The organism is Streptomyces griseorubiginosus, assembly GCF_001514195.1.
Taxonomy (GTDB): Bacteria; Actinomycetota; Actinomycetes; order Streptomycetales; family Streptomycetaceae; genus Streptomyces; species Streptomyces griseorubiginosus.
Map to the genome: position 1 here is coordinate 203323 of NZ_KQ948737.1, position 26551 is coordinate 229873.

Sequence of the window (26551 nt, forward strand, 5' to 3'; positions counted from 1 at the left end):
CTCAACTCTGTCCACACTCCTGCGGGCGAGCCACTGTCCCTGCGGCCGCCGAGAGCGCCTCGGCCGTCGCCGGGTCGGCCGGCAGGAACGCCTCCAGCTTCAGTTCTGCGAGCGTCACATCGACGGCGGTGGCGAAGGTCGTCACCGTCGTCATCAGGCACAGCTCACCGAAGGAGGACGACAGACGCAGCGGAACGGCGAAACCAAGTAGCCCGGCGGTCGGCTCCAACTCGGGAACGTAACCGGTGAGTTCGGCGCGCAACTCCTCCAGGGGGCCGAGGCGTACCAGGATGTGCCGTGCCCATTCGGCGAGGTTGCGGATGCGGGAGGCCAGGCCGTCGGGATGCAGCGCCAGGCGGTAGACGTTCGTGCCCGGTCCCACCAGCTCGGCAGCCGCACCCTCGGTGATCAGGTCGAATGCGGCGTTCGCGGCGATCAGGTCACCGCACCGGTCCACGACCAGTGCCGGATACGGCAGATGCCCCCGGAGGATGTGGTCGATCGCCGCGCGCGCCGGGGCCAGCACCGGGTCGTCCAGCGAGCTCTCGGGGTAGGCGGGCGCGTACCCGGCGGCCAGCAGCAGCTCGTTCCGCTCCCGCAGCGGCAGTTCCAGTGCCTCGGCCAGCCGTACGACCATGTCGCGGCCCGGGGCGGACCTGCCGGACTCGATGAAGCTGAGGTGGCGCTGGGTAGTGCCCGCTCGCAACGCCAGGTCGAGCTGGCTCAGATGACCGCGGGTACGACGTTCACGCAGCGCGCTGGGGAAGTCCACGGACCTGTTCTAACGGCGGCGAAGGGTCCTCCGCCATTCCCTCCAGGGAATTGTCGCTACTCGTACCCCTCGTGAACATGGCCGGCATGGACATCGGTGTACTGCTTCCGACCGGAACCGCCCAGTGGGGCGCTGCCGACCCTCGCGAACTGATCGCCTTCGGTCGGCACGCCGAACGCTCGGGCTTCTCCTCGCTGTTCGTCAACGACTCCCTGATCAGCCCGCGCATCGAGGCGCTCACGATGCTGGCCGCGCTCGCCCCGGTGACCGAGGCCGTGACGCTGGGCACGGCCGCACTCCTGCCGTTCCTGCGCCGGCCGATCCAGGCCGCGCAGTCGCTGGCGTCGATCGACCTGCTGTCCGGCGGCCGGCTCACCGTGACCGTCGGTGCCGGCTTCCCCGGCCGGTTCGGGCGGCCCCTCTACGCGCTGTCCGAGCTGCCGTGGGAACGGCGCTTCGCCCGCCTGGACGAGACGGTCGCGCTGTGGCGGGCCCTGTGGGACGGCGCCGACTCCTTCCACGGCGAGATCCTCCGGTTCGACGACGTCCCGCCCACGACCAGGCCGTTCCGAGCCGGCGGCCCTCCGGTGTGGCTCGGCGGCGCGACACCCGCAGCGCTGGCCCGCACCGGCCGACTGTACGACGGATGGCTGCCCTACCCACCCGACCCCGCCGACTACGCGTCCGGCCTCCGCACCATCCACAAGGCGGCGGCCGACGCCGGGCGCGCGACCGAGGACATCACCCCCGCACTGTTCGTCTCGGTACGGATCGACGACGACATCGACAGCGGCCGTAGGGCACTGGACGACTACGCGCGGGCCACATACGGAATGCCCCTGGAGGAGCTGGAGAAGATCCAGGCGGTGGTCACCGGCTCCGCGGACCAGGTGTCGGAGCACCTGGGACGGTACGCCACCGCCGGTGCCCGGCACGTCGTCGCCCGCCTCGGTGCCCTGGACCTGCACTCCCAGCGCGACCAGCTCGAACGGCTCGCAGACCTGATCCCCGCCATCCGGGGGTCGGCCGGCACGAAGTGACGATCACGGGACACTTCAGCTTCGCTGTACGCGGCCGTCCAGAAGCTCCGCCCCCAGCGGTGTGAGGGTGTGGCGGACCGTGTTGCGCACGCGCAGGCTCTGGATCAGACCCGCGTCACGCAGCACCGTCGCATGCTCGCTGACCGACGCGGACGAAATGCCCAACCGCCGGGCCGTCTCACCGCCGGTGACGCTCTCCCCCTCCCCTATGGCCAGGAGGGTCGCCGCCCTGGTACGGCCGAGGAGCCGGTCGAGCGCACCGGCCCTCGCGGCGATGCTGTGCGGCCGCAGGACGCCGACGTCCTGACTCACCGGATACACCAGCACCGGTGCGAGGGAGCCGTCCCGCAGGGTGATGGGCGTTCCCCGGCAGAAGTACGAGGGTACGAGCCGCAGCCCACGCCCCCGCAGGTGCAGGTCCCCGTCCCGGGGATAGGCGATCTCGAGAACCGGAGCCCGCCATCGCACCGCAGGGTGCAGCCCGCTCAGCAGCCGCTCCGTGCCGCCGGCCAGGAACGCCTTGGCGCGCAGGGCCCGTTCGGCGTCGACCGAGGCACTGATCTGCGTCCAGTACGGATCGAGCGCCTGTCGGTGGTAGTGGCGGAGGGCACGGCCCAGACCGCGTCTGGCCGCGGGAACCCCCGAGGCGAGAGCGGGCGCCCACGACGGCAGTTTCCGCTCCCGGCCGAGCAGCGCCATGTCCGCCCGCAGGCGCGCCTGTGAAGTGGACATGATCGTGTCGACGGCGGCCTCCGGATCGGTCACCGCTTCGGCAGGCGTCAGGAAATCGGGCGAGTAGCCACGGGACGGAACGAGATGGAACAGCGGCCGGGAAGCCGCGTGCAAGGTCGCCCGGACTCGGGTGGTCCAGCTCCGCAGTTCGGGATCGATCGCGGAGCTGCCGAGGACATGCAGACTGAGCAGGGCCTCCCAGGTGGGATCCGGTCCTGTCGCCAGACGAATCCGACCGAGGTCCTCCGCACTGAAATGGATACGCAGCATCAGCTTCCCCCCGAAAGGCTGCTACCCCAGGTGTCCCACTCTCCCCCATGAACGCAGGGCGCGGTAGCTCCGATCCCGCCAGTCGCGGTCTTTCGGCGAGCACCGAAACTGCTCCCGCATCGCGTCGGCCCGGGCCTAGCTTCGGGACCAGTCACCACGGGGGTACGGCGACGAAGGCTGCCGACGGCTCAGTCCGCCGCCCGTAGACAAACGGAGGACACACGTGACATCTGCACGTCGAATGGTCGGTTCGCTCGCGGTCGCGGCGGCTCTCGTCGCCGGGACCACCGTCCTGGCCACCGCCCAGGCGTCCGCGCAGACCCAGCGCGCCGACTGGGACGGGAACATCTACCTCTACTACAGCGCGTCCAGCAACAGCTCATGGAGCAAGTACGCCGGCTGGGTGAACGACTTCGCCGGCCACACCTTCGCGGCGGGCGGCGAAGGCCACGGTCTGCGGGTGAAGAACAACGTCAACCGCGCCTGGAACAACGACGGGAACTACGCCGCGCGGATCTACTACAACGAGAACCAGAACGCGAGCGGCAACGCCCCGTACGACGACTTCTACCCCGGCGAGTCCCGGCAGCTCAACAGCGGCGTCCGGAACAACAACGCCTCGATGAGCTGGTGGAGGGTCGGCTGACGACGGTTCGGGCCCGCTCCCGGCCACGGGGGCGGGCCCCTCGTCCAGCCGCACACACGGGGGAGACCACATGCGGACACGCACCACGCAACTGGCAGGGCGGATCGGAGCCCTGGCTGTCCTGTCGGCCGTCGTCGCGGGCTGCGCGGAAGGTCAGGCCGCCGAGCCGCGACCGACGGTATCGGCGCCGCCCCCGGTGGCCGACGTACCCGTGAGGCTCGACGTCGGGTCGCTGGTCCTGCCCATCGAGCCCTATCTGTTCACCGACCGTCAGGTGGCGCGTCTGTTCCGGGCGCGCGCCGTGCTGACCGCGTCCTGCATGGAGCGCTTCGGCCTGCACTGGCCCGCCCCCACGGAACCCGCAGCGGACACCGGCACGCTGAATCCCGCCAACACCGCCCATCGATACGGGATCACGGACGCCCGGCTCGCCGCCCGCCACGGATATCACGCCGCTCCGGGCACGGTGCCGAGCCGAACCGAGGGGAAGAGCAAGGGGCCCAACCCAGGACCGGAGGAGATGCTGCTCCTGACAGGTCAGCACGAGGACGGCACACGAGCCTCGAAGGACGAGCGCGGTCGGCCCGTTCCGGTGGACGGATGTCAGGGGGAGGCCACGAAGGCGCTCTCGGGCGATCCGCGGAAGATCGGCAACCGAGAGCTCGTCGGTGCGATCAACATCGGCAGCTACCGCGACTCCCAGCAGGACCCGCGGGTGATACGGGTCTTCCGCACCTGGTCACAGTGCATGCGGCAGTACGGCTACACGTACGCGGATCCGACCCGGGCCCCCGGCAAGGCCGCCGAGTTCACCGGACCGAAGGCCACCGAAGCCGAGATCGCCGTGGCCCGCCGGGACGTGGAGTGCAAGCGCAGGACGAACGTCGTCGGGGTCTGGTCCTCCGTCGACGCGGCCTGCCAACGCCGGGCGATGGAGGAGAAGGCACGGGAACTCGCCGCTGTCAGGCGGGACATCCGCACGCAGGTGACCAACGCGGACCGTGTGCTGGGGAAGTAGCACGCGAGCGCCTCGCGGGTGGGGTGCCGACGACCCGCCCCGCCGAACGGCTCAGGTCGTGCCTCGGACCTTCAACGTCGGTGTCAGCACGATAGGGGGCGGCAGTTCCCCTGCCAGGAGTTGGTCGACCTGGTGGATGGCCAGTTCGCCCAGCCTCCGCTTGTCGATGTGGAGCGTGGTCAGCGGGGGGTCGACCAGGTCGACGACGCTCAGTCCGTCGTAGCCCACCAGCGCGCAGTCGTCCGGTACGTGGACCCCCGCACGGCGGGCACCCCTGAGCGCGCCGATCGCGACCAGGTCGTTGAAGGCGATCACGGCGGTGAGATCCGGGTGCGCGGCATGCAGCGCCTCGAACGCGGCGGCGCCGCCGTCCGGGGACTGCTCGCCCAGGACGATCCAGCCCTCGTCGACGGGCAGGTCGTGTTCACCCACGACGTCGAGGAAGGTGCGGTGCCGGACCATCGGGGCGCTGCGGCACTCGCAGTCGATCATGCCGATCCTGCGGTGCCCCCGGTCGATGAGGTGCTGCATCCCGGCCCGGATCGCGGGCGCGGTGTCTATCTGGACCACCGCGTGGTTCGCCGACTCCATCCCGCGGTCGACCACGACCAGCGGCATGGTGCCCACGTACGGCTCGATCTCCGCATCGGTGTGGGTGACGTAGCCGACGAGCGCGTCGACCTGCTGGCCGAGTGACCGGAGCAGGGCCAGCTCCCGGGAGCGGTCGTTCTCGGTGCTGGCGACGAGTACCTGCCAGTCGCGTGCGTCCGCGGCCGCGATGACGCCGGCCACGAACTCCGGGAAGAACGGGTTGACCACGTCGGGGACGATGAGCCCGACGGACACGACATCCGGGCGGCTGAGCCCCCGGCCGAAGCGGCTGGGCCGGTACCGCATCCGCTTCGCGACGTCGAGGACGCGTTGCTGGGTCGCCGGGTCGATCTCCCCCTTGCCGTTGATCGCCCGGGAGACGGTCTGATGGGACACGCCCGCCGCTTCGGCCACATCGCGGAGGGTGACGCGCTTGGCGGTTCTCACACCCCGCGCCTTCTGGTCTTCCGTTTTGCGCTGTCCGGCCACGTCGCCCACTCACTTCTGTCCTGTGTCGCCCGGTGCAAGTCAATCAGGTTCACCGTCCTGCCGTGCCGTGGGCCGTCCGGCGCCGGGCATTGACGGAAGCCGCACCGCTGGGCGAGAATCCCGTTAACGGTAACGTTAACGGTCACGTTAGCGGTCACGGACCAAGCGAAGGGGATCGCAGTGCCTTCTCCGAAAGGCCCTCTACCGCACGCACCTCACCCGACCTTCCACAGCCTGTTCAGCGGGTGGCAGGCGCAGGCCGGCGTCTTCTCGGCGCTGCCGGACGCACCCGTACAGCCGGACGATCCGCGGCCTTGGTGGCTCCGGCTGCGCGCTCGGCTGTGGGAGCGGGGCAGCGGCGCGTCTTCGCTCCGTCGCGCTGCTGTCACGCGCCCACGGGGCTGCCCTGCTCCCAGTGCGGACGGTCAGGGCTGACGCCGGGAGCTACAGGGCCAGGTCGCGTCGCCACCAGCGGCCCTGGCGGCTTCCCGTCAGCGGCCTCCGGCGGCTTCCTCGCGGGGTTGCCGGTACGGCCGTACCGCGCGCCGCGCGATGGCGAAGCGGTGTGTCTCCGAGGGGCCGTCGTAGATCCGGAACGGCCGTACCTCCCGGAACAGGCGGGCCAGCGGCGCGTCGGCGGCCGTGATGCCGAGGGCTCCGCAGATCTGCACCGCCCGGTCGACCACGCGGTTGACCGCCTCCGCCACGAACGTCTTGGACACCGAGGTCAGTTGGGAGGCGGCCGGTGACGCGGTGTCCAACTCCCAGGCGGTGCGCAGGATCAGGGCGCGGCTCGCCTCGATGTCGATCTCCGAGTCGGCCAGCATCTGCTGGACCATGCCGAGGTCCGCGAGCGCCGAGCCGAACGCCATCCGGCTCCCCGCCCGTTCCAGCGCGACGTCCTGGGCGCGGCGAGCGGCTCCCAGCCAGCGCATGCAGTGGGTCAGCCGGGCGGGTCCGAGCCTGACCTGGGCGCCCTCGAAGCCGCGGTCCACCTCGCCGAGGACCTGCCGCTCCCCCACCACGCAGTTCTCGAAGACGATCTCGGCGTGTCCGGCGAACAACGACTCGTCGAGGGTCTCGATGTTGCGGACCAGACGCATGCCGGGCGTGCCGGCGTCGACCAGGAACATGGTGGCTCCGCCCGGGTCGCCGGGGCTGCCCGAGCTGCGGGCCATGACGATGGCGAAGCCGGCTCCGTGGGCACCGGTGATGAACCACTTACGACCGTCCAGGCGCCAGCCGCCGGGGACCCGTGTCGCGGTGGTGCGCAGGGAGCGGGGGTCGGCCCCGGCCCCGGGCGCCGGTTCGGTCATCGCGAAGCAGGACCGGGTCTCCCCCGCGGCGAGGGGACGCAGATAGGCCTGCTTCTGTTCCTCGGTCGCCACCTTCTCCAGAAGGTGCATGTTGCCCTCGTCTGGGGCCGCGCAGTTCAGGGCGAGCGGACCGAGCAGGGAGTAGCCCGCGGCTTCGAAGACGGCCGCCTGTCCGCGCAGGTCGAGTCCGTGCCCGCCCCAGCGCTCGGGCACGTGCGGAGCGAAGACGCCCGCTTCACGAGCCGCCTTGTGCAGGGTCTCGCGCAGGGCCTCGGGGGCGTCGTGCACGGACCCGCCGCACTCGCGCTCGGCCGGGACGACCACCTCGCGTACGAACTCCGCGGTGGACGCGGCGAGTTGGGCGACTGCCGGATCGACATCGAACTGGATGGGCACGGGTCCTCCCGCCGACGGGCGTACGGGCATCCGGCCCGCCGCGTCCTAGAAACTGTATAGCGTCTTCAGTATCTTGCCGGGAAGCACCCGACGACGGGAAGACACCGCACCCGGCGACGGGAAGCACGCCGCACGGCGACGGGAAGACGCGAGGAGCACCGCCCATGACCCTGCCCGTGAGCACCGAGCCGGTCCGGATCGTCCGCCATCCCGACCGGGTCGTCGAACTGCGACTGGACGATCCCGGGCGGGGCAACGCCCTGGACTTGAGGACGGCCGAGGCACTGCGGGACGCGTCCCGTGAGGCAGCCGCGGACCCGGGTGGCGCGGTCCTGCTGCGGTCCGCCGGCGGCAGCTTCTGCGTAGGGGGTGACCTGCGCGCGTTCGCAGGCCGGGGCGCGGAGACGGGCACCTATGTGCGGGCCGTGGCGGACGCCGCGCACGCCGCGATACAGGCCCTGTACGACCTGCCGGTGCCGCTGGTGACGGCGGTTCCCGGCGCGACCGCGGGCGGCGGGGTCGGTCTCGCCCTGGTGGGTGACGTCGTCCTGGCGGCCCGCTCGGCGCGGTTCCGGCTGGCGTACACGGCGATCGGGCTGACGCCGGACTGCGGGGCCTCGTGGTTCCTGCCGCGCCTGGTCGGTCCCCGCAGGGCGGCGGAGCTGATCCTGACCGACCGGGTCCTGACCGGCGACGACGCCGAACGATGGGGCCTGGTCTCCCGGTCCGTGGACGACGGCCGCCTCGACGCAGCGGCACACGAAACCGCGTCCGCCCTGGCCGCCGGCGCCGGCGACGCGCTGCGGGCCGCCAAGTCGCTGCTGCGTGCCGGGGACGGCGACGGACTGCGGCGGCACCTGACCGAGGAAGCACGGTCGATCGCCGCCCTGGCGGACGGCCCGCAGGCGCAGCGGCTCATGGCGGAGTTCCTCGCCGCGCGGGGGCGCCCGAAGGCCGGCGGCGACCGCACCGGGACCCTCGCACCGGAAAGTGTTTCTTGAGTCACTCTTCACTAACCCGCCCGTCGAGGCGTAACCTCCGGGCAACACAGAACCGAGGAACCGGTCACCACAGAACCGGGGAAATGGTGTGGCGATGCAATCTGCTGCCGTGGGCCTTCCGGACGCGTCCGACGACCCCCTCACCGAGGCAGTCGTCGATCTCGTTCTGCGCGGTATGTGGCGCGGCCGGCCGGAGTCCGAGCACCGTCCGCTCGTCGACGCCGGGCTGGCGATGGCCAAGGGGCCCGTGGTGCTGCCGACCGAGCGTGCCAAGGCCACCGTCGCGCAGACCCTGCGGGTTCCCGCCGGTTCCGAGCAGGAACAGCGCATCACCGCGGCCTACGAGGCGTTCCTGCCGGTCAACCGGCAGATCCGCGATGTGTGCACCGCCTGGCAGTGCCGCCCCGACGGCGCCCCCAACGACCACTCGGACGACGTCTACGACGCCGGGGTGCGCGAGTCGCTGGAGGACGTGCACGAGGCCATCCAGCCCGTGCTGCGCAGGCTGGAGCAGGTGCTCGCGGGCAGCGGACGGTATCTGACGGCCCTGGAGGACGCCCTCGACCGCTTCGACGACGGCGCGTCCGAATGGCTGGCCTCGCCGCTGTGCGACTCGTACCACACGGTGTGGATGCGGCTGCACCAGGAACTGCTGCTCGTCCTGGGCATCAGCCGGGCCGAGGACGCGGCCCGCGAAGAGGAACTGGTCACCAGGAGCCGGGGGTGAGCGTCACCGACCACCAGGAGCCGGGGGTACGCGTCGCCGACCACCAGGAGCCGGGGGTGCCCGTCGCCGACCACCAGGAGCCGGGGGTGCCCGTCGCCGACCGCGAGGCGGGCCCGTCCGCACCCTCCGCGACGGCTGGCCCCGGCCGGGTCCTGGTGCCCTACGGGCAGGGGCGGATCCGCGGTCTCGACGCCGCCGAACTGGGCTCCCACGGCGCGGCCGTGGACGGGCTCCTCGCCCTCGGCCTGCCGGTCGTTCCGGGGCTCACCGTGCCCGCCGGCGCCGCCGCCTCGCTGTGCGCGACCGACACCGCCGAGGCCGCCGTGGAACTGGTCGAACAGCTCTCGGGGCGGCGCATGGGCGACCCGGTCCGGCCGCTGCTGATACGCCTGTCGGCGAGCGCACCCACCGAGGTCGCCGGACTGCCGCCGGACCTGCCCTGTCTCGGCCTCTCCCCCGCCCGGGCGGACGACCTGACCGCCGTCATCGGACGGGCCGACGCCCTGTACGAGGTGTGGGCCGGCACCGTGCGCATGATCGCCGAGTACGCCCTGGACGTGCCCGCCGCCGTGCTCGACGACGCCCTCCTGGACACACCCGAGCCGAGAGAACGCGTGGAACTGCTGCTCTCCCTGGCGGCGGAGCACGGCTCCCGTCCCTTCCCGGACGATCCGGCACAGCAGCTCGCGCTGGCCGCGCGCGCCCTCCTCAACCGGTGGGACTCCCCCCGTGCGCGAAGGTCCCGCCGCGCCCAGAAGCTCCCCGCCGAGCTGGCCGTCGCCCTGCATGTGCAGGCCCTGCGCATCGGCCCCGCCGACCACTCGGGCTACGGCACCGCGGTCAGCCGCGATCCCGAGAGCGGCCGCTTCTCGCCCCGGGGCGCCTTCTTCCCCGGAGTGCGCCGCAGCGCCCCGCCACCCCACACCGGGGAACCGCTGGAACGGCTCGCGGGCGGCACCGCGTTGCTCGAACACTCCCTGCTCACCCTGGAACGCCATCTGCGCACCCCGGTGACGGTCGACTTCGAGGTGCGCGACGACGAGATCTCCCTCCTGGCCGCCGCCCCGCAACCGCGCCCGCCGCTCAGGGCCGCCGTCTGTCTGGCCGCGGACCTGGCCCGGGACGGGGCCCTCGGCCACGAGGAGGCCGTACGCCGGATCAGCCCCGCGCAGGTGCAGGAACTCCTGCACCCCCAGCTGCGGTTGACCGGTGGGGAAGAGCTCCTGGTGAGGGGACTGCCCGCGTCCCCGGGAGCGGCGACCGGAGCGGTCGTGCTCTCCAGCGAACGCGCCCTCGAACTGGCAGCGGACGGCACGCGGGTCGTCCTCGTGGCCGCCGAGACCAACCCGGCGGACGTCCCCGGGATGCTGGCCTCCGCAGCGGTGCTGACCGCCACCGGCGGCATCGCCTCCCACGCCGCCGTCGTGGCCCGGGGTGCCGGCAAGCCCGCGGTGTGCGGCGCGGAGGGACTGCGTGTGGACCGGGCCGCCGGGACGGTGCGTTTCGGCGAGCGCGTGCTGCGCGAGGGCGACCCGGTCTCGCTGGACGGCCGTACCGGAGCCGTCTACGCCGGGACGCTGAGCGTCAGTGTCGCCGGACCGCCGCCCGAGCTGACCACCCTGCTGGAGTGGGCGGACGACGTGCGCCGGCTGGGTGTGCGGGTCAACGCCGACACGGCCGCCGAGGTGGACACCGCCCTCGCCCTGGGGGCGGAGGGCGTCGGGCTGTGCCGTACCGAGCACCAGTTCCTCGGCGCACGGCTGCCGCTGATCCGCCGGGTGCTGCTGGCCGCCGATCCGTCCGCCCGCGACGAGGCGCTGGTGGCGCTGGAACGTGCCCAGCACGAGGACTTCCGGGCGCTGCTGACCGCCCTGGGGAACCGTCCGGTGACCGTTCGCCTGCTGGACGCCCCGCTGCACGAGTTCCTGCCCGCCCCCGGCGAGGCCCTGGACGCGGCCGAGGAGCAGCGGGCCGCCGCCCTGCGGGAGGCCAACCCGATGCTCGGACTGCGCGGGGTGCGCCTTGCGCTGCTGCACGAGAGGCTCTACCCGGCCCAGGCCGAGGCGCTCTTCACCGCCTGGGCCGATGTCTCCGCCACCGGAGTACGGCCGCAGCTGGAAGTGATGATCCCGCTCGTCAGCCTGCCGGAGGAACTCGCCGCAGCGGCCGCCTACGTCCGCGGTGCCGCCGACGCGGTCGCCGCCCGCACCGGGGTGGAGGTGCCCTACCGGCTCGGCACGATGATCGAGACGCCGAGGGCCGCGCTGCTGGCCGGTGAACTCGCCGAGCACGCCGAGTTCTTCTCCTTCGGCACCAACGACCTCACCCAGCTCACCTACGGCTTCTCCCGGGACGACGTCGAGCGCCAGGTGCTCGCCTCCTACAGGGAACGCGGGTTCCTGACCGCCAGCCCCTTCGCCCGGCTCGACCCGCGCGGCGTCGGCGCCCTCATCGCCCTCGCCACCGAGCGGGCCCGGGAGGTGCGGCCCGGCATCAAGCTCGGCGTGTGCGGAGAGCACGGCGGTGACCCCGAGTCGATCGCGTTCTGCGACGGCCTCGGCCTCGACTACGTCTCCTGTTCCGCGCATCGCGTCCCGGTGGCCCGGATGGCCGCCGCGCACAGCGCCCTGCGGGAACCGGGCGAGAACAGCGGGAGCACACGATGACGACGAGCACCGTGACCGAGGGCGCGGCCCTGTCGGACACCGAGCTGGAGGACCTGCGCGAGACCGTGCGGTCCGTGTGCGCGGACGCCGGCGGCACCGCGGCGGTCCGCCGGCTGTCCGAGGAGGCTCCCGGCATCGACGCCGGCCTGTGGGACGTGCTCGGCCGGCAGGTCGGCCTCGCCGCTCTCGGCCTGCCCGAGTCGGTGGGCGGCATCGGCGGCCTCGCCGAGATCACCGCCGTCTGCGAGGAGTTGGGCCGGACCCTGGCTCCGGTGCCGCTGCTGTCCTCGACCGTGCTGGCCGGGCAGGTGCTGGCCGGCTGCGGTACGGCCGACACAGCGCTGGCAGCGCTGGCCGAGGGCGCCGTACACGCCCTGGCGGTGGCCGCGCCCGACGGGGCCTGGCGGCCGGACGCCGTGCCGGTGGCCGTCTCCTGGCAGGGCAGTGTGCCGCTGCTGAACGGCACCGCGCCGTTCGTCCTGGACGGCGCCGACGCCGAGGCGCTGGTGGTGGCCGCGGCCGGGGCCGACGGCGTGGACCTCTTCCTCGTCGACCCGCGCGAGCCGGGGGTCACCGTGCGCCGGGTGCCCACCCTGGACCTCAGCCGGGGCCAGGCCGTGGTCGCCTTCACCGGCTGCCGGGCCCGGGCGCTGACCGCCGGCGGCGAGGGGGCGGACGTCGTCTCCCGCGCCCTGGACGTGGCCCTGGTGGCACTGGCGGCCGAGCAACTCGGCGGGGCGCAGGCCGCGTTGGACATGACGGTGGCCCATGTGCGCGAACGCACCCAGTTCGGGCGGCCCATCGGCGGCTTCCAGGCGGTCAAGCACGCCTGCGCCGACATGCTGCTCCAGGTCGAGGCCGCCCGGTCGGCCGTGGTGCGCGCGGTCCGCTCGGACGGCACGCCCGAGGCGCTGGCCGAGGCGGCGGCGGTGGCACAGGCCTGGTGCGGCGAGGCATTCACCGCGGTCACCGCCCAGTGCGTGCAACTGCACGGCGGGATGGGCTTCACCTGGGAGCACGACGCACACCTGTACTTCCGGCGCGCCCAGTCCGACGCGGCCCTGCTGGGCGGCGCCGCGCACCACCGGGAACGGCTGGCCGGTCTGCTGGGCTGGTGACACGGAAGGCGGGACGGCATGACCACCAGACTCATCGACGAGTCGTTGTTCGAGAGACCGGAGGACCGGAAGGACGACGACGGGAGCCCACGGCGGCTCGTGGGCGCCCGCTGCTCCGAGTGCGCCACCGTCGTCTTCCCCCGGCAGGACTCGTGCCCCCGCTGTCCGGACGGGACGATGGCCGCGCACGTGCTGCCGGTGAGCGGGCGGGTCTGGTCGTGGACGCTCCAGGCGTTCCCGCCCAAGCCGCCCTACCGGCCGCCGGCCGGCGGCCATCATCCCTACCACCTGGGTTATGTGGACCTCGGCGAGGTCCTGGTCGAGGCACGCCTGGCGGTACCCCGCGAGGAGATCCGGATCGGTCTGCCGGTCCGGCTCACCACCGTGAGCGCGTACCAGGACGACGACGGCACCGAGGTCATGACCTTCGCGTTCCGTCCGGAGCGGGACGAGGAGCGTTGACTACCTCCCCCGCCTAAAGGCGGGGGATTCCAGCGGTCGCCCGCTGGGGTTCCTGCTTCACCGACGACCGCCCCGTCCGGGAGGACTCCCGTTGAGGTCTTACACCGTCTCCACAGGCTGCTGCCGCCAGCCCGGCGGCCAGAATGTTGCGCGCCGCGTTCACGTCGCGGTCATGCACCACGCCACAGGCACACGTCCACTCACGAACGTGCAGCGGCAGCTTCACGGCGACCGTGCCGCAGCTTCCGCACAGCTTCGAGCTGGGGAAAAAGCGGTCGATAACCACGAGTTCGCGCCCATACCAGGCACACTTGTACTCCAGCATGGACCGCAGGTCCGTCCAGGCCGCATCCGAGATGGCGCGCGCCAGGCGCCCGTTCTTCAGCAGATTGCGGACGGTGAGGTCCTCGATCACGACCGTTTGGTTCTCACGGACGAGTCGAGTCGACAGTTTATGCAGGAAGTCGCGGCGCCGGTCGGCGATCCGCGCATGCACCTTGGCGACACGACGACGGGCTTTGGCCCGGTTCGCGGAGCCCTTCGCCTTGCGGGACAGCTCCCGCTGCGCCCTGGCGAGACGGGCACGGTCGCGGCGTTCGTGCCGGGGGTTGGCGATCTTCTCCCCGGTGGACAGGGTCACCAGGGAGGTGATCCCGGCGTCCAGGCCGACCGCCATATTCGTGGCGGGGGCCGGGGCGATGCCGTCCTCGCACAGCAGGGACACGAACCAGCGTCCCGCCGCGTCACGGGACACCGTCACCGTGGTCGGCTCCGCACCCTCAGGCAGCAGACGCGACCAGCGGATGTCCAAAGGCTCCGCCATCTTGGCCAGAGTCAGCTTCCCCTCGCGCCAGGTGAAGGCGCTACGGGTGTACTCGGCCGACGCCCGGGACTTCTTCCGCGACTTGTAGCGCGGATACTGGGCGCGCTTGGCGAAGAAGTGGGCGAACGCCGCCTGAAGGTGGCGCAGCGCCTGCTGCAGCGGAACCGAGGACACCTCGGTCAGGAAGGCGAGTTCCTCGGTCTTCTTCCACCCCGTCAGCGCAGCGGAGGACTGCACGTAGGAGATGCGGCGCTGCTCGCTATACCAGGCCCGGGTCCGCTCCTCCAACGCCTTGTTGTACACCAGGCGAACGCAGCCGAACGTGCGCGACAGCTCAGCCGCCTGCTCGTCCGTGGGGTAAAAGCGGTACCTGAACGCCCGCTTGACCCGCTCCGCCATACCTCACACCTTATCAATTCCCGTGTGAGCGGGGGGCGTCGGTCGGTGGGCGGTGGACGCTGGTCCGCCCTCGCGGCGAACCGACTCCTCCTGCCCCGCTCCGCGGGGGCTTCATTTCCTCCCCGGCCTGAAGGCCGGGGTACCCACGAAGGAAGGCCCCGATGAGCCCACGCGACGAGGTGTACGTGGTCGGATGCGGGATGACCCCCTTCGGCCGCGACGAGAGTGTCAGCGCGATGGAGATGGCCGAGCGTGCCGTGCGTGAGGCGCTCGCCGACGCAGGTGTCGCCTGGCACGACATCGGCCTCGCGGCCGGCGGCTCCGACGTGTCCGGCAAGCCCGACACACTGGTGGGCCGACTGGGCCTGACCGGAGTGCCGTTCGTCAACGTGCAGAACGGCTGCGCGACCGGCGCCTCCACCGTGCTCGCGGTCGCCGACGCGCTGCGCGCGGGCGAGGCCCCGCTGGGGTTGGCGGTGGGCTTCGACAAGCACGAGCGCGGCGCGTTCCACGTCTCCCCCGCCCGCTACGGCCTGGGCGACTGGTACGCCGAGACCGGCATGATGCTCACCACCCAGTTCTTCGCGCTGAAGACCCAGCGGTACCTGTACGAGCACGGGATCTCGGAGCGGGCGCTGGCGCTGGTCGCCGAACGGGCCTTCCGCAACGGCTCGCACCATCCCCTGGCCTGGCGGCGCAAACCGCTCACGGAACGCGAGATCCTCGACTCGGCCGAGGTCAGCCCCCCGCTCACCCAGTACATGTTCTGCTCCCCCGGCCAGGGTGCCGCCGCGCTGGTCCTGGCACGCGGCGACCGCGCCTTCGATCTGTGCGAACGGCCGGTCAAGCTGGCCTCGCTGGCCTTCCGGACCCGGCGCTTCGGTTCGTTCGAGGTGTTCTCGCCCTGGCTGCCACCGGGACCGCACCGCAGCCCCAGCGTCGACGCCGCGGAGGCGGCCTTCCGTACGGCGGGGGTACGGCCCGCGGACGTGCAGGTGGCCCAGCTCCAGGACACCGACAGCGGTTCGGAGCTGATCCACCTGGCCGAGACGGGGCTGTGCGGCCATGGCGAGCAGGAGGAGCTGCTGGTCGGCGGGGCCACCGATCCCACGGGCCGCATACCGGTCAACACCGACGGCGGCTGTCTGGCCGGCGGTGAGCCCGTGGGCGCCTCCGGGCTCCGCCAGTTCCATGAGGTCGTACGGCAGTTGCAGGGCCGTGCGCCCGGTCCGCAGGTGCCGGGGTCGCCACGGGTGGGCTTCACCCATGTGTACGGGGCGCCCGGGATCAGCGCGTGCTCGGTCCTGACGGTGTGAGAGGAGGCAGCCGTGCGCCACGGTGACAGAACGGCGCTGGTGACCGGAGGGGCCCGCGGCATCGGCCTGGAGATCGCCCGACAGCTCGCGGACCGGGGGCTGCGGGTCCTGGTCGGGGCGCGTGGAGCGGCCGCAGCCGAGGAAGCGTGCCGTGCCCTCGGCCCGGCGGCACTGCCCCTGGCTCTGGATGTGACCTCGGCGGCGAGTGTCCGCGAAGCGGTCGGGTCGGCGCGCGAGCTGACCGGCGGGATCGACGTCCTGGTGAACAACGCGGGGGTTTCCCTGGACGGGCCACTGCGGCCGCCGTACTTCGACGAGGACGTTCTGCGCGAGACGCTGGACACGAACCTCGCCGGCGCCTGGCGGGTGGCGGAGGCCGTCGTTCCGGGGATGGTGGAGGCCGGTTACGGACGGGTCGTGAACCTCACCAGTTCGTACGGCTCCCTGTCGCTGATGGACTCCGGCCGGCACCCTGCCTACCGCGTCTCCAAAACGGCGCTCAACGCCCTGACCCGTATGCTCGCGGCCGAACTGGCGGGTACGGGGGTCCTGGTCAACGCCGCCGACCCCGGCTGGACCCGCAGCGGAATGGGTGGCCCGTCAGCCCCGCGCGGCCCGGCGGAGGGCGCGGACACACCGGTCTGGCTGGCGACGCTTCCCGAAGGCGACGGGACGACGGGCGGCCTGTTCGCCGACCGCAGGCCGCTGCCCTGGTGAACGGCCTCGGGTCAGTGGCCCAGTGCGCCGGTCACTCCGCCTTCTGCTCAGCGGCGACGATGCGCAATGCCAGGGCCCGCACCGCCTCCAGCACGGACCGGGAGGGGAGCTGGGACAGTGGTCCGCCCTCCGCACGGAGCGCGGTGACGAGCATGGTCGTGCTGATCAGGGTGCGGACGGCGAGGGCCTGTGCCGCGTGCCGGGCCTTGGCTGCGCGGGGGCTGCGGGTGGTGCCCTCGGGCAGATAGTCGTAGCCGCGCTGGATGTGCCGCTGCTCGAACTCGTCCCGCAGCACCTTCACGCTGCCGTTGGCCGAGGCGACCTGGACCTGGTAGAGGCGGGCCTCGTCCGGGTTCTTCTCCACCCACTCCCACACGGCGTCGATGACCCGCACCAGGCCTTCCGCGTCACCCGGCTCGGACTCCGGCCGGGCCGCCTCCACGACGGCGTTCAGCTGGTCGAAGACCCGGCGCATGGCGAGTTCGAGCAGCTCCTCCTTGCCGTCGAAGTGGTAGTAGACGGCGGTCGGGACCACCTGGGCCTCGTCGGCGATGTCCTGGACGCTGGTCTCGGCGAAGCCGTTGCGGCCGAACACCCGCACGGCCGCGGTGATGATGTGCTGCCGCCGCGAGGGTCGGTGGGCGGGCTGCTTGCCGTTCTTCGTCGTGGCCGCCATCATGCTCCCTGCCCGCCGCCGTGAACCCGCGTCCCGGGTCCGTCCGTACTGACCAGTGTATCCAGTAACTCCGATCCCCGGTCTGCGGAATTCCTGCTGCGCGTAGGCCTCCGGGACACCCGCCGCCCGGCATACTTGACATCATGACGACATCCGGAACCCGCGCCGCTCACCGACCCTCGCGCAAGCAGTGGGTGATCGAGGCGGCCACGGAGCTGTTCGCCACCCAGCCGCCGGACGAGGTGACGGTGGCCGACATCGCCGCTCGGGCCGAGATGACGTCGGCGGCGGTGTACTACCACTTCTCCTCCAAGGACCAGGTCCTGGCGGAGACCATGCGGGCGTTCGCCGCGGCGCTGCGCGAGCAGTTGCGGGAGATCACCGAGGCCCATGATCCCGGCTCGGACATCGGCGCGTCGGTGACCGCCCTGCTGGCCTGGATGGGCGAGCACCGCTCCGCAGCCACCGTGTTCTTCGTGTCGTCGGCCGGCATGAGCCAGGACGCGGAGGCACTGCGCCAGGAGAGCCGTACGGAGGTCCTGGACGAGCTGGTGCGATTGATCCGCAAGGCGCGGGGGTCCGTCTCCGACGCCGAGGCGGCGGTGATCGGCCTCGGCCTGCTGGCGCTGCTGGAGACCGCGGCGATCTCGCAGGTCCGGGGCGACGACGTGTACCGCTCACTGGGCCACCGCTCCTTCGTCCGCGAGGTCGGCGAACTCGCGGAGCGGATCACGTCCGGTCGCTGAGCTAGAGAGGCGCCACCTCCACCCTCCCGGTGAATCGGCCACCTACCTGATCGGCAAGCCAATGGATCCGATCGATCCGGTCGCCGGGCGGGTTGGGGACGTGCACGTAGATCGTGTGGTCCTGCGACCGCTCCTCCTGGTAGAGGTCCCGGGAATTCACCGTCAACGTGAGATACGCGTACTTCTGCGAGATCGCTTCCAGTCCCGCTTCGGGAACCGCGGGCCATGCATACAGATCCCACCGAACAGCGGCGGGATCCGGGCCCAGAGCCGCGATGAAGGGTTCGGCGCGGTCCAGCGGGCGGGACCAGTCGAACACCTGGATAGGCAGACACCCGGCTGGGTCGTCGCCGGCTTTTGACGAACCCTCTTCCTCGCCGGCCGACGCCCACCATACGAGGTCGGGCAGTGCGTGGCGTACACGTTCCAGGACCTCCTGGGATCTGATCACGGCTTCGAAGTCGACCTCTGCGGGGTCGGTGTCCGCAATGTCCAGCAAGGTTCGTACGGCACGTATCGCTTCCGGTAGGTCGGCGGTGGTGAGGACAGCAGCGGCAGCGGAGTTGCTCATCCCGGAAGCGTAGGACGTGCACCGGATGCACAGGCTCACACCAGCAGACGAAGCGGCCTGCTCAGCAACTCGCTCAGCGTGCGCAGGTATTCGGCGGCCGGGGCGCCGTCGACGGCACGGTGGTCGAAGGTGAGGCTCAGGGTGAGGACACGTGTTCGCAGCGGTCTGTCGTCGGTCCACTCGACGCCGTCCCTGAGTCTGCCCACCCCGAGGATCGCCACATTGCCGGGGTTGATCACGGGCGTGAAGAAGTCGACGCCGTACCCGCCGAGCGAGGTGACGGTGAATGTAGCCCCCTCCAGTTGCGCCGGGGAGATCCGCCCCTCGCGCGCGGCCTCGGCCAGGGCCCTCGTCCGCTCAGCGATCCCGGTCAGCGACAGCTCCGCCGCGTCCTCGATCACGGGAACCATGAGGCCGCCCGGTACGGCCACCGCGAAGCCCAGGTGGATGTCGTCGAGCAGGTGGATGCCGTCCTCGCGGACCGTGGCGTTGAGCAGCGGGTGCTCGCGCAGGGCCAGAGCGGCTGCCTTCAGGAGGAAGTCGTTGATGCTGGGCACCGGCAGGTCGCTGCCGGCCCACTCCTCCTTGAGCCGGTCCCGCAGGGACACCACGGCGTCCATCCGCACCTCGTAGCCGTGGGTCAGCTGGGCCATCTCCTGGAGGCTGGCGTGCATCCGGCGGGCGATGGTGCCGCGCATCCCGGTTAGGGGGATGACCTCGGTGGAGCGCGCGGGAGCGGTGGTCTCGGGTACCGGCAGGGCTGCGTCGAGGTCCGCCCTGCGGATACGGCCGCCCGGCCCCGTGCCGTTCACCTCGGAGAGGTCGATGCCCCGTTCCTTGGCGAGCTTGCGGACCAGTGGCGAGGAGGCGCGGCCGGCCGGGGCGGCGAGTGCCGCGATGTGGTCCTCCACGTCCTCGGAGACGATCCGGCCGCCGGGCCCGGTGCCGCGCATGACGGTGAGGTCGACGTCGGCTGCCGCGGCGACCCGCCGGGCGTTCGGGGAGGACAGCAGGCGGTCCCCGACACGGTCGACCGGCGGGGCAACGGTGGTCGTGCTGGTGACGGCACCCGCAGGCTCGCCCGCGCCTTCCGGTGGCCGCTCACCCTCCGCCAGCAGCCATCCGATCAGGGCCCCGGCGGGGACGGTCGTGCCCGCCGGGACCACCGGATGGAACAGCCCCCCGGCCTCCGCCTCGACGTCCACGTCGACCTTGTCGGTGGCCAGCCGCAGCAGCGCCTCGCCTTCCGTGACAACGGCGCCCGTGGGCACCAGCCATTCGTCGATCGTGCCTTCCTGCATGGTCAGGCCGATCTTCGGCAGCAGAACCTCGACCGCCACGTCGGTCACGACCTTTCGAGCAGGCGCCGGCAGCCCTGGGCGATCCGGGCGCGATCGGGCACGTACGCCTTCTCCAGGACCGGCGAGAAGGGCACGGGTGAGAAGGGGGCGCCGATCCGCAGGACCGGCGCGTCCAGGTAGTCGAAGACGACGTCCTGGATCTGGGCGGCGATCTCCGCGCCGAGCCCGCCGAAGGTGACGGCCTCGTGCACCACGAGCACCCGGTTGGTGCGGCGCACGGACGCGAACATGGTCTCGGTGTCCAGCGGTTGCACGGTGCGTGGGTCGATGACCTCGATCTCCACGCCCTCGGCGGCGAGTTCGTCGGCCGCCGCGAGCGCCTCGCCGACCATGCGGCCCAGTGCGATGACGGTGACGTCGGAGCCATGGCGTGCGGTGTGCGCCTGGCCCAGCGGGATGCCGTAGATCTCCTCGGGCACCTCGCCGGTGCTGCCGAGCAGGACCTTGTTGAGCATGACGACGACCGGGTTGTCGTCCCGGATGGCCGAGACGGTCAGGCCCTTGGCGGTGTAGGCGTCGCACGGCATGACCACCTTGAGGCCGGGCACGTGGGCGAGCCACGCCTCCAGGCTCTGGCTGTGCTGGGCGGCGGCGCCGAGGCCCGCTCCGGAGGCGGTGGTGATGGTGAGCGGCACCGACAGGGCGCCGCCGAACATGTACTTCATCTTCGCGGCCTGGTTGACGATCTGGTCGAGGCAGACGCCGATGAAGTCCATGAACATCAGGTCGACGACCGGGCGCAGTCCCTGGGCGGCGGCTCCCACGCCGAGGCCGACCAGGGCGGCCTCGGAGATCGGGGTGTCGATCATGCGGCGGGGCCCGAACTCGTCGAGCAGGTTGTCGAACATGCGGAAGACGCCGCCGTATCCGGCCACGTCCTCGCCGGCGACGAAGACGTTCTCGTCCTCGCGCATGGCCTGTGCGAGTCCTTCGTTGAAGGCCTTGACGTAGGTGAGCTTGCGGGCCCCGGCGTTCGGGGCGACGGCCGGTGCTTCGGTGATCGTGGTCATGGCGCTCATCCCGAGTAGACGTTCAGCAGCAGGTCGGCCGGGTCGGGCAGCGGGCTCGCCTCGGCGTACGCGATGGCCTCGGCGATCTCCTCGCGGGTGCGCTGCCATACGTCGTCGAGGTCGGCGCGGGTCGCGGTGCCGTCGGCGAGGGCCCGGGTCTCGATGAGGTCGATGGGGTCGCGGGACTTCCACTCGGCGACCTCCTCGTCCGAGCGGTAGGGGTGGCGCAGGCCCTTGACGCCCTGGTGGTCGAAGAAGCGGTAGGTCTTGGCCTCGATCATCATGGGGCCCGCGCCGGCCCGGGCCCGGGCGACGGCCTCGGCTGCGGCACGATGGACGGCGACCGCGTCCATGCCGTCGACGATCACGCTGGGCATGCCGTAGGCGGTGGCCCGGTCGGCGACGTCGGTGAGCAGCATGTGCCCGGACTGCGGGGTGAACTCCGCGTAGCCGTTGTTCTCGCAGATGAAGACGACCGGCAGGCCGAGGATCGCGGCCATGTTGGCGCCCTCGTGGAAGGCGCCGATGTTGGTGGCGCCGTCGCCGAAGAAGGTGACGGCGACGCTGTCCCGGCCCTTGTAGCGGGCGGCGAAGGCGGCGCCCACGGCGATCGGGACACCGGCTCCGACGATGCCGTTGGCGCCGAGCATGCCGCGGCTGAGGTCGTTGATGTGCATGCTGCCGCCGCGGCCGAGGCAGGCGCCGGTGACCCTGCCGTACAGCTCGGCGTACATCTCGCGGAAGCCGACGCCCTTGGCCACGGCGTGTCCGTGGCCGCGGTGGGTGGAGGTGATCTGGTCGTCGTCGCGCAGGGCCGCCATGACGCCGGCGGCGACGGCTTCCTGGCCGACGTACAGGTGCAGGAAGCCGGGCAGCTTGCCCGCCTCCATGAGCTTTCCCGCCACGGTCTCGAACAGCCGGATACGCACCATGCGTTCGTGCAGGTCTTTGACGACCTGTGCACTGACCTGCGCGGATTTCTTCGATGCCGTCGACGCTCGTTGAGCCATCGTCCGCCCCTTCGTCCGAGGGAGGTTGCCAAGCGATCGGACTTACTTGTGCCGGTCTACAGTAACCGGCTGGGGGCACCTTACTGAAGAGGGTCTCTAATTACTATGCCCCTGCCGCGGTCGGCCTCCCCGCCGGTCCACCAACTCCACGACGTTGCCCTCCGGATCGGCCCAGAAGCTGATCCGGCGGCCGTGCGCGGGTACCACGACGGGGTCCGAGAGGGGCCGGGCGCCAGCGGCCGTCAGCCGTGCCACCACCGGGTCCGTGTCGTCGACATGGAAGGTGAGATACGACAGTCCCGGACGCCCCGCCGACCAGGCCGCCGCAGGCACCTCCACCGGCGCCGACCGGGGACGGATCAACTTGACGCGCCCTCCGGAAGGCACCCCGAGCCAGACCACCTCCAGCTCGCCGCCGAGCCCCGCGGGGCCGCCCACGGACTCCGGCACACGCGAGCGGCGCTCGGGGCGACAGCCGATCACCTCGCAGTAGAAGCGCTCCATCGACGCGAGGTCGCGCACCACCACACCCACCTCGAACGGCAGGGTCATGACCATCCCACCCACCCCCACGGGACACCGAGCGGCAACTTCGACACTTTCTATTGACAGACCACACTAAGTCCTGTTGCAGTTTCGGACACAGCCCAGCTGTTGCGTCACGAGGCCGGTCACCGGCTCGCGGCTGGGAGGATTGTGAGGACATCGTGGTCCAGACCAGTTCGCCGGAGATCCGGGAGACAGCCGAAGGGCGCGGCTCCCCGGCCTCGGCCCCGCCGGCTCCCCCGACCCCCGAATACGCGTCGTGGATCAGCCAGGACCGGTCCACCGACCCGGCCGCCGTGACGATGCGCCGGGAGGCGGCCGAACTCGTCGAGCGGGTGATGGCGCACTACCGCGACAACACCACGCACGAGGCCCAGGAGCAGTGGACGGAACCGGTCTCCAACTACCTCGACGCCGACCGCTGGCGGCGCGAGACGGACGCGGTCCACCGCAGCGTCCCGCTGCCGCTCGCCATGTCCAGCGAGCTTCCCGGCCCGAACACCTACAAGGCGATCGACGTGCTCGGCATCCCCGTGCTGATCACCCGTGACCGGCAGGGCGCGATACACGCGATGATCAACGCGTGCCGGCACCGCGGGGCCAAGCTCCTCGAACCCGGCTGCGGGGTGCAGAAGCGGCTCACCTGCCCCTACCACTCCTGGTCGTACGACCTGGCCGGGCAGTTGCGCGGGGTGTACGCCGAGAAGACCTTCGGCGAGGTTCCCCGCGAGGGCCGCAGTCTCGTCCGGCTCCCGGCCGGGGAGCGCGCCGGAATCGTCTTCGTCTCCCTCGACCCGGCGGCCGAACCCGACCTCGACGCCTGGCTCGGGGACCTCCAGCCCCTCCTTGCGGGCATGCGCCTCGCGGAGTGCCACCACTACTCCACCAGCGAGCTGACCAGCCCCAACTGGAAGGTCACCCTCGACGGGTACCTGGAGACCTACCACTTCGCCTCGCTGCACCCCAAGACGGTGTTCGAGACGAACCTGTCGAACATGATGGCCCACGACACCTGGGGCCCCCACCAGCGCATCGCACCGGCCCTGCGCCCCATCGCGCGGGCGGTCGAACTGCCGCCGGAGCAGCGCGATCCCGGGGAGTGCGTCGGGCCCATCTACTGGCTCTTCCCGGGCCTCGCGATCGCCGGCGGCTGGCGTCAGAAGATCGCGGTCTCCCTGGTCCTGCCCCGCACGGCGACCGAGTCGGTGACCCAGCAGATCATCCTGCTGCGCGACCCGGCCGTCACCGACGAGGAACGCCAGGCCGCCGACCGGTTCGGCGAGTGGTTCCACGAGGTGGTCCGCGACGAGGACTACGCGACCACCTACGGAGTCCAGCAGGGCCTCGAGGCCCTCGCCGGGACCGACTTCGTCTTCGGACGCAACGAACCCGGACTCCAGCACTTCCACCGCACCATTCACCAGCACCTGGACACAGCCCACAGAGCCGCCAGGTGACCTACCAACCACACTCGGAGAACACCATGGTGGCTACGGGCAGCCTCGACGGACGTGTCGCGGTGATCACGGGCAGCACGCGCAGCATCGGCCGCGCCATCGCCGAGGCCTTCCTGGCCGACGGCGCCACGGTCGTCGTCAGCGGCCGCAGCGAGATCAAGGGCAAGCAGGCCCTGGAGGAGATGGACGCCGGGGACCGGGCCGTCTTCCACCCCTGCGACGCGGGCCGCCAGGAGGACATCGAGGCCCTCGCCGACTTCGCCGCCGAGCGCTTCGGCCGGCTCGACATCTGGGTCAACAACGCCGGCGGCAGCTCCGGCTTCGCACCGATCCACCAGCTCAGCGACGAGGCCTGGCACGCGGCCCTCGACCTGAACGTCAACAACTACTTCTACGGCACCCGCCGGGCACTGCCGAAGATGCTGGACGGCGGCTGGGGCCGCATCATCAACATCTCGTCGGTGGAGGGCAAGCAGGCCAACAAGCCCGCGATCAGCCACTACATCACCAACAAGCACGCCATCCACGGACTGACCAAGGCGACCGCCTTCGAGTACGGCACCCAGGGCATCACCTGCAACGCCATCTGCCCCGGCGCCGTCGACACCGACCTCATGCGGGCCGCGGGTCCCGCCGCGGCGGAGGCCGAGGGCATCTCGTACGAGGAGTGGCTGGGCCGGTTCGCCGAGCACGCCGCCACCAAGCAGATCACCACTGTGGAGCAGATCGCGGCGGTCGCCTCCCTGCTCGCGAGCGACGCGGGGGCGGGTATCACCGGCACGCTGATCAGCGTCGACGGCGGAACAGCGCAGTGGTAGACGCACGCGCAGCAGTGGTGGGCGCACGCGCAGCGGCAGACGCGGGACGGGCACGGGCAGGCGCGGGTACGGACAGCGGGAGATCTCGGGCATGAAGAGCTGGATCACGGACTGGCAGCGCAGTGAGCGGCTGCCGCACTACACCCGGGCCAACGCGGGCGAGACCCTCCCGGACCCGGCCAGCCCGCTGGGCTGGACCCTGGTCTGGGGGCGGGGCCTGCAAGGCTGGCGCAACGGCTTCGTCGGGTTCGGCATCTACCGCGAGGAGGAAGTGGCCGGGCCCCGGCCGCCGTTCGTCGGGATGTTCGGCGGGCACTTCTATCTGAACCTGTCCCACATGCGGCTGTTCGGCATCCGGATGGGCCAGACCGCCGACCAGATCGACGCGGCCTTCGTCGGCCAGCGCTCCGACACCCCGGTGTACGTGGCGCACCCGGACGACCAGGACGAGGAGCTGACCGCCAAGGCGGGCGCCACACTCCAGCGGATGCTCGGCCAGTCCGGCTTCCCGGAGGCCGACGCCGACCGTGACCGGCTGCGCGCCCTGCGCCGTGCGCGCCCCGACCTGAGCGCCCTGTCCGACGCCGAACTGGTGGCGCACGCACGGTCGTTGCTCGACGAGGTGGAGACGACCTTCCAGCGGCACGTGGAGTCGTCGCTCCCCGCCTCCGTCGGGCCGGCGATCCTCGGCCCGCTCTGTGCGAGCGTGGAGCGACCCGGCGCGATGCTCGACCTGATCGGCGGTCTGGGCGACGTCGACTCCGCCTCCCCGTCGACCGGACTGTGGACGCTGTCCCGTCAGGTGGCGGCCTCGGCCGAGCTGAGCGCGCTCTTCGACCGGGGTCCGGCCGCGGTGGAGCAGGCGCTCGACGCCGCTACCGGTGATGTGAAAGCGTTCCGGGACTCCTTCGAGGAGTTCCTCGCCGAGTCCGGCGACCGCGGCCCCAACGAGTGGGACATCCACGCCCTGTCCTGGGAGGCGGCCCCCGTCCAGGCGCTGGCCCTGGTCGACCGGATCCGGCACAGCCCCGACGACGACTCCCCCGCCGCCCGCCGCACGCGTCTGACCGAGGGGCGCGAGCGGACGGCACGGGAGATCAGGGCCCTGCTTCCGGAGGAGACGCAGCCCTTGTTCGACGCGGGTCTGCACGCCTCCCAGGTGTGGATCCCGGCCCGCGAGCGCACCAAGGCGAACTGCGTCACCGTCGTCAACGAGATCCGCATGGCGATACGGGAGCTGGGCCGGCGCGGAGTCGAGGCGGGAGTGTTCGCCCGGCCCGAGGACGTGATGATGCTGCTGGACACCGAGCTCGACGACTATGTCGGCGCCCCGGAGTCCTTCGGCCCGGTGATCGCGCAACGGCTGGAGGAGTACGCGGGCCTGCACGAGCTTGAGCCGCCGTTCTTCGTGGCCGCCGACGCGCAGACCGAGATCGACGGCTGGCCGCGCCGCGCCGAGGAGCGCACCCCGGCCGCCGTCGAGGGCGATGTGCTCTCCGGGGTGGGCGGCAGCCACGGCACCTACACCGGCACCGTGCGGGTGGTCACCGACCCGGCCTCCTGCGAGGCGCTGGAGCCGGGCGAGGTGCTGGTCGCACCGATCACCGACGCGGCCTGGACCCCGCTGTTCCTGGTCGCCGGGGCGGCCGTCGTGGACGTGGGCGCGCTCAACAGCCACGCCGTGGTGGTCTGCCGTGAACTGGGCATCCCGGCGGTGATCTCCGTCGAGGGCGGGACACGGCGGCTGCGGGACGGCATGGTGATCACGGTCGACGGCGAGCGGGGCACGGTCACCGTGGACAGCGTCCCGGCACCGCTCGGCAGTTGAGTACGCCGCGGGCCCGTCACCGTCTCCCC

25 protein-coding genes are annotated in these 26551 nt (G+C 71.7%); 14 read left to right on the forward strand and 11 right to left on the reverse strand.

From position 1 onward, the window contains the following. Nucleotide 1: 1 nt before the first annotated feature. Nucleotides 2–772: a helix-turn-helix domain-containing protein gene (locus AQJ54_RS19440; RefSeq protein ID WP_062238978.1), complete on the reverse strand. Its 771-nt coding sequence runs from the start codon at nucleotides 770–772 to the stop codon at nucleotides 2–4. 86 nt (nucleotides 773–858) lie between these two features. On the opposite strand from AQJ54_RS19440, the gene AQJ54_RS19445 reads away from it, so the two are divergent. Then, nucleotides 859–1812: an LLM class flavin-dependent oxidoreductase gene (locus AQJ54_RS19445; protein WP_062240388.1), complete on the forward strand. Its 954-nt coding sequence runs from the start codon at nucleotides 859–861 to the stop codon at nucleotides 1810–1812. A 15-nt stretch (nucleotides 1813–1827) separates the two neighbouring features. Here AQJ54_RS19445 and AQJ54_RS19450 read toward each other — a convergent pair whose 3' ends face one another. After that, nucleotides 1828–2814, reverse strand: coding sequence for a winged helix-turn-helix domain-containing protein (locus AQJ54_RS19450; protein WP_062238980.1), 987 nt, complete (start codon nucleotides 2812–2814; stop codon nucleotides 1828–1830). A gap of 223 nt (nucleotides 2815–3037) precedes the next feature. On the opposite strand from AQJ54_RS19450, the gene AQJ54_RS19455 reads away from it, so the two are divergent. Together AQJ54_RS19455 and AQJ54_RS19460 are read left to right on the forward strand one after the other, a co-directional pair. After that, nucleotides 3038–3460 carry a hypothetical protein gene (locus tag AQJ54_RS19455; protein WP_246090849.1) on the forward strand — a complete coding sequence of 141 codons (423 nt, stop codon included), beginning with the start codon at nucleotides 3038–3040 and terminating at the stop codon, nucleotides 3458–3460. A gap of 70 nt (nucleotides 3461–3530) precedes the next feature. Continuing rightward, on the forward strand, nucleotides 3531–4478 hold the full coding sequence (locus AQJ54_RS19460; RefSeq protein ID WP_062238981.1) for a hypothetical protein: 948 nt from the start codon (nucleotides 3531–3533) through the stop codon (nucleotides 4476–4478). Nucleotides 4479–4529: 51 nt separating this feature from the next. Here the strand turns inward: AQJ54_RS19460 and AQJ54_RS19465 are convergent, their stop codons facing one another. Together AQJ54_RS19465 and AQJ54_RS19470 are read right to left on the reverse strand one after the other, a co-directional pair. Then, complete coding sequence (locus AQJ54_RS19465; protein ID WP_079069933.1) at nucleotides 4530–5567, reverse strand: LacI family DNA-binding transcriptional regulator; 1038 nt, start codon at nucleotides 5565–5567, stop codon at nucleotides 4530–4532. Nucleotides 5568–6049: 482 nt separating this feature from the next. Further along, on the reverse strand, nucleotides 6050–7270 hold the full coding sequence (locus AQJ54_RS19470; protein WP_062238984.1) for an acyl-CoA dehydrogenase family protein: 1221 nt from the start codon (nucleotides 7268–7270) through the stop codon (nucleotides 6050–6052). A 164-nt stretch (nucleotides 7271–7434) separates the two neighbouring features. On the opposite strand from AQJ54_RS19470, the gene AQJ54_RS19475 reads away from it, so the two are divergent. The 5 genes from AQJ54_RS19475 to AQJ54_RS19495 all read left to right on the forward strand — a co-directional run bounded on the left by AQJ54_RS19475 (nucleotide 7435) and on the right by AQJ54_RS19495 (nucleotide 13244). Continuing rightward, nucleotides 7435–8271, forward strand: a complete 837-nt coding sequence (locus tag AQJ54_RS19475) for an enoyl-CoA hydratase/isomerase family protein (RefSeq protein ID WP_062238986.1) — start codon at nucleotides 7435–7437, stop codon at nucleotides 8269–8271. 94 nt (nucleotides 8272–8365) lie between these two features. Continuing rightward, nucleotides 8366–8998, forward strand: a complete 633-nt coding sequence (locus tag AQJ54_RS19480) for a hypothetical protein (protein ID WP_248845388.1) — start codon at nucleotides 8366–8368, stop codon at nucleotides 8996–8998. Then, complete coding sequence (locus tag AQJ54_RS19485; RefSeq protein ID WP_282959634.1) at nucleotides 8995–11664, forward strand: putative PEP-binding protein; 2670 nt, start codon at nucleotides 8995–8997, stop codon at nucleotides 11662–11664. The genes AQJ54_RS19480 and AQJ54_RS19485 overlap by 4 nt, the downstream gene beginning before the upstream one ends. Continuing rightward, nucleotides 11661–12782, forward strand: coding sequence for an acyl-CoA dehydrogenase family protein (locus AQJ54_RS19490; protein WP_062238990.1), 1122 nt, complete (start codon nucleotides 11661–11663; stop codon nucleotides 12780–12782). Before AQJ54_RS19485 ends, AQJ54_RS19490 begins: the two co-directional genes overlap by 4 nt. A gap of 18 nt (nucleotides 12783–12800) precedes the next feature. Then, nucleotides 12801–13244 carry a Zn-ribbon domain-containing OB-fold protein gene (locus tag AQJ54_RS19495; RefSeq protein ID WP_062238992.1) on the forward strand — a complete coding sequence of 148 codons (444 nt, stop codon included), beginning with the start codon at nucleotides 12801–12803 and terminating at the stop codon, nucleotides 13242–13244. Between the two features lie 13 nt (nucleotides 13245–13257). Here the strand turns inward: AQJ54_RS19495 and AQJ54_RS19500 are convergent, their stop codons facing one another. Next, nucleotides 13258–14466, reverse strand: a complete 1209-nt coding sequence (locus AQJ54_RS19500) for an RNA-guided endonuclease InsQ/TnpB family protein (RefSeq protein WP_062238994.1) — start codon at nucleotides 14464–14466, stop codon at nucleotides 13258–13260. 161 nt (nucleotides 14467–14627) lie between these two features. Here AQJ54_RS19500 and AQJ54_RS19505 point away from each other — a divergent pair, with 161 nt between their 5' ends. Together AQJ54_RS19505 and AQJ54_RS19510 are read left to right on the forward strand one after the other, a co-directional pair. Then, complete coding sequence (locus tag AQJ54_RS19505) at nucleotides 14628–15782, forward strand: thiolase family protein (protein ID WP_062238996.1); 1155 nt, start codon at nucleotides 14628–14630, stop codon at nucleotides 15780–15782. A 12-nt stretch (nucleotides 15783–15794) separates the two neighbouring features. Continuing rightward, entirely contained in the window at nucleotides 15795–16499 is a 705-nt protein-coding gene (locus AQJ54_RS19510) for an SDR family NAD(P)-dependent oxidoreductase (protein ID WP_062238997.1), read from the forward strand. A gap of 31 nt (nucleotides 16500–16530) precedes the next feature. On the opposite strand, the gene AQJ54_RS19515 is transcribed toward AQJ54_RS19510, so the two are convergent. Next, on the reverse strand, nucleotides 16531–17175 hold the full coding sequence (locus tag AQJ54_RS19515) for a TetR/AcrR family transcriptional regulator (RefSeq protein WP_062019523.1): 645 nt from the start codon (nucleotides 17173–17175) through the stop codon (nucleotides 16531–16533). Between the two features lie 143 nt (nucleotides 17176–17318). On the opposite strand from AQJ54_RS19515, the gene AQJ54_RS19520 reads away from it, so the two are divergent. Then, nucleotides 17319–17921 (forward strand): TetR/AcrR family transcriptional regulator, encoded by a 603-nt coding sequence (locus tag AQJ54_RS19520; protein WP_062238999.1) that lies wholly within the window; start codon nucleotides 17319–17321, stop codon nucleotides 17919–17921. A gap of 1 nt (nucleotide 17922) precedes the next feature. On the opposite strand, the gene AQJ54_RS19525 is transcribed toward AQJ54_RS19520, so the two are convergent. The 5 genes from AQJ54_RS19525 to AQJ54_RS19545 all read right to left on the reverse strand — a co-directional run bounded on the left by AQJ54_RS19525 (nucleotide 17923) and on the right by AQJ54_RS19545 (nucleotide 22425). Further along, entirely contained in the window at nucleotides 17923–18492 is a 570-nt protein-coding gene (locus AQJ54_RS19525) for a hypothetical protein (RefSeq protein WP_063806447.1), read from the reverse strand. 35 nt (nucleotides 18493–18527) lie between these two features. After that, complete coding sequence (locus AQJ54_RS19530; protein WP_062240396.1) at nucleotides 18528–19832, reverse strand: dihydrolipoamide acetyltransferase family protein; 1305 nt, start codon at nucleotides 19830–19832, stop codon at nucleotides 18528–18530. Nucleotides 19833–19837: 5 nt separating this feature from the next. Then, complete coding sequence (locus tag AQJ54_RS19535) at nucleotides 19838–20863, reverse strand: alpha-ketoacid dehydrogenase subunit beta (protein WP_062239003.1); 1026 nt, start codon at nucleotides 20861–20863, stop codon at nucleotides 19838–19840. A gap of 5 nt (nucleotides 20864–20868) precedes the next feature. Next, entirely contained in the window at nucleotides 20869–21873 is a 1005-nt protein-coding gene (locus AQJ54_RS19540; protein WP_062239006.1) for a thiamine pyrophosphate-dependent dehydrogenase E1 component subunit alpha, read from the reverse strand. A 96-nt stretch (nucleotides 21874–21969) separates the two neighbouring features. Then, complete coding sequence (locus AQJ54_RS19545; RefSeq protein ID WP_248845389.1) at nucleotides 21970–22425, reverse strand: VOC family protein; 456 nt, start codon at nucleotides 22423–22425, stop codon at nucleotides 21970–21972. Nucleotides 22426–22580: 155 nt separating this feature from the next. Between AQJ54_RS19545 and AQJ54_RS19550 the strand changes: the two genes are divergently transcribed. The 3 genes from AQJ54_RS19550 (at nucleotide 22581) to AQJ54_RS19560 (ending at nucleotide 26522) form a co-directional block, all read left to right on the forward strand. Beyond that, nucleotides 22581–23876 carry an aromatic ring-hydroxylating oxygenase subunit alpha gene (locus tag AQJ54_RS19550; RefSeq protein WP_062239010.1) on the forward strand — a complete coding sequence of 432 codons (1296 nt, stop codon included), beginning with the start codon at nucleotides 22581–22583 and terminating at the stop codon, nucleotides 23874–23876. Continuing rightward, nucleotides 23873–24694: an SDR family NAD(P)-dependent oxidoreductase gene (locus AQJ54_RS19555; protein ID WP_248845390.1), complete on the forward strand. Its 822-nt coding sequence runs from the start codon at nucleotides 23873–23875 to the stop codon at nucleotides 24692–24694. The genes AQJ54_RS19550 and AQJ54_RS19555 overlap by 4 nt, the downstream gene beginning before the upstream one ends. Nucleotides 24695–24785: 91 nt before the next feature. Continuing rightward, complete coding sequence (locus AQJ54_RS19560; RefSeq protein WP_062239012.1) at nucleotides 24786–26522, forward strand: PEP-utilizing enzyme; 1737 nt, start codon at nucleotides 24786–24788, stop codon at nucleotides 26520–26522. The last annotated feature ends 29 nt before the right edge of the window (nucleotides 26523–26551 follow it).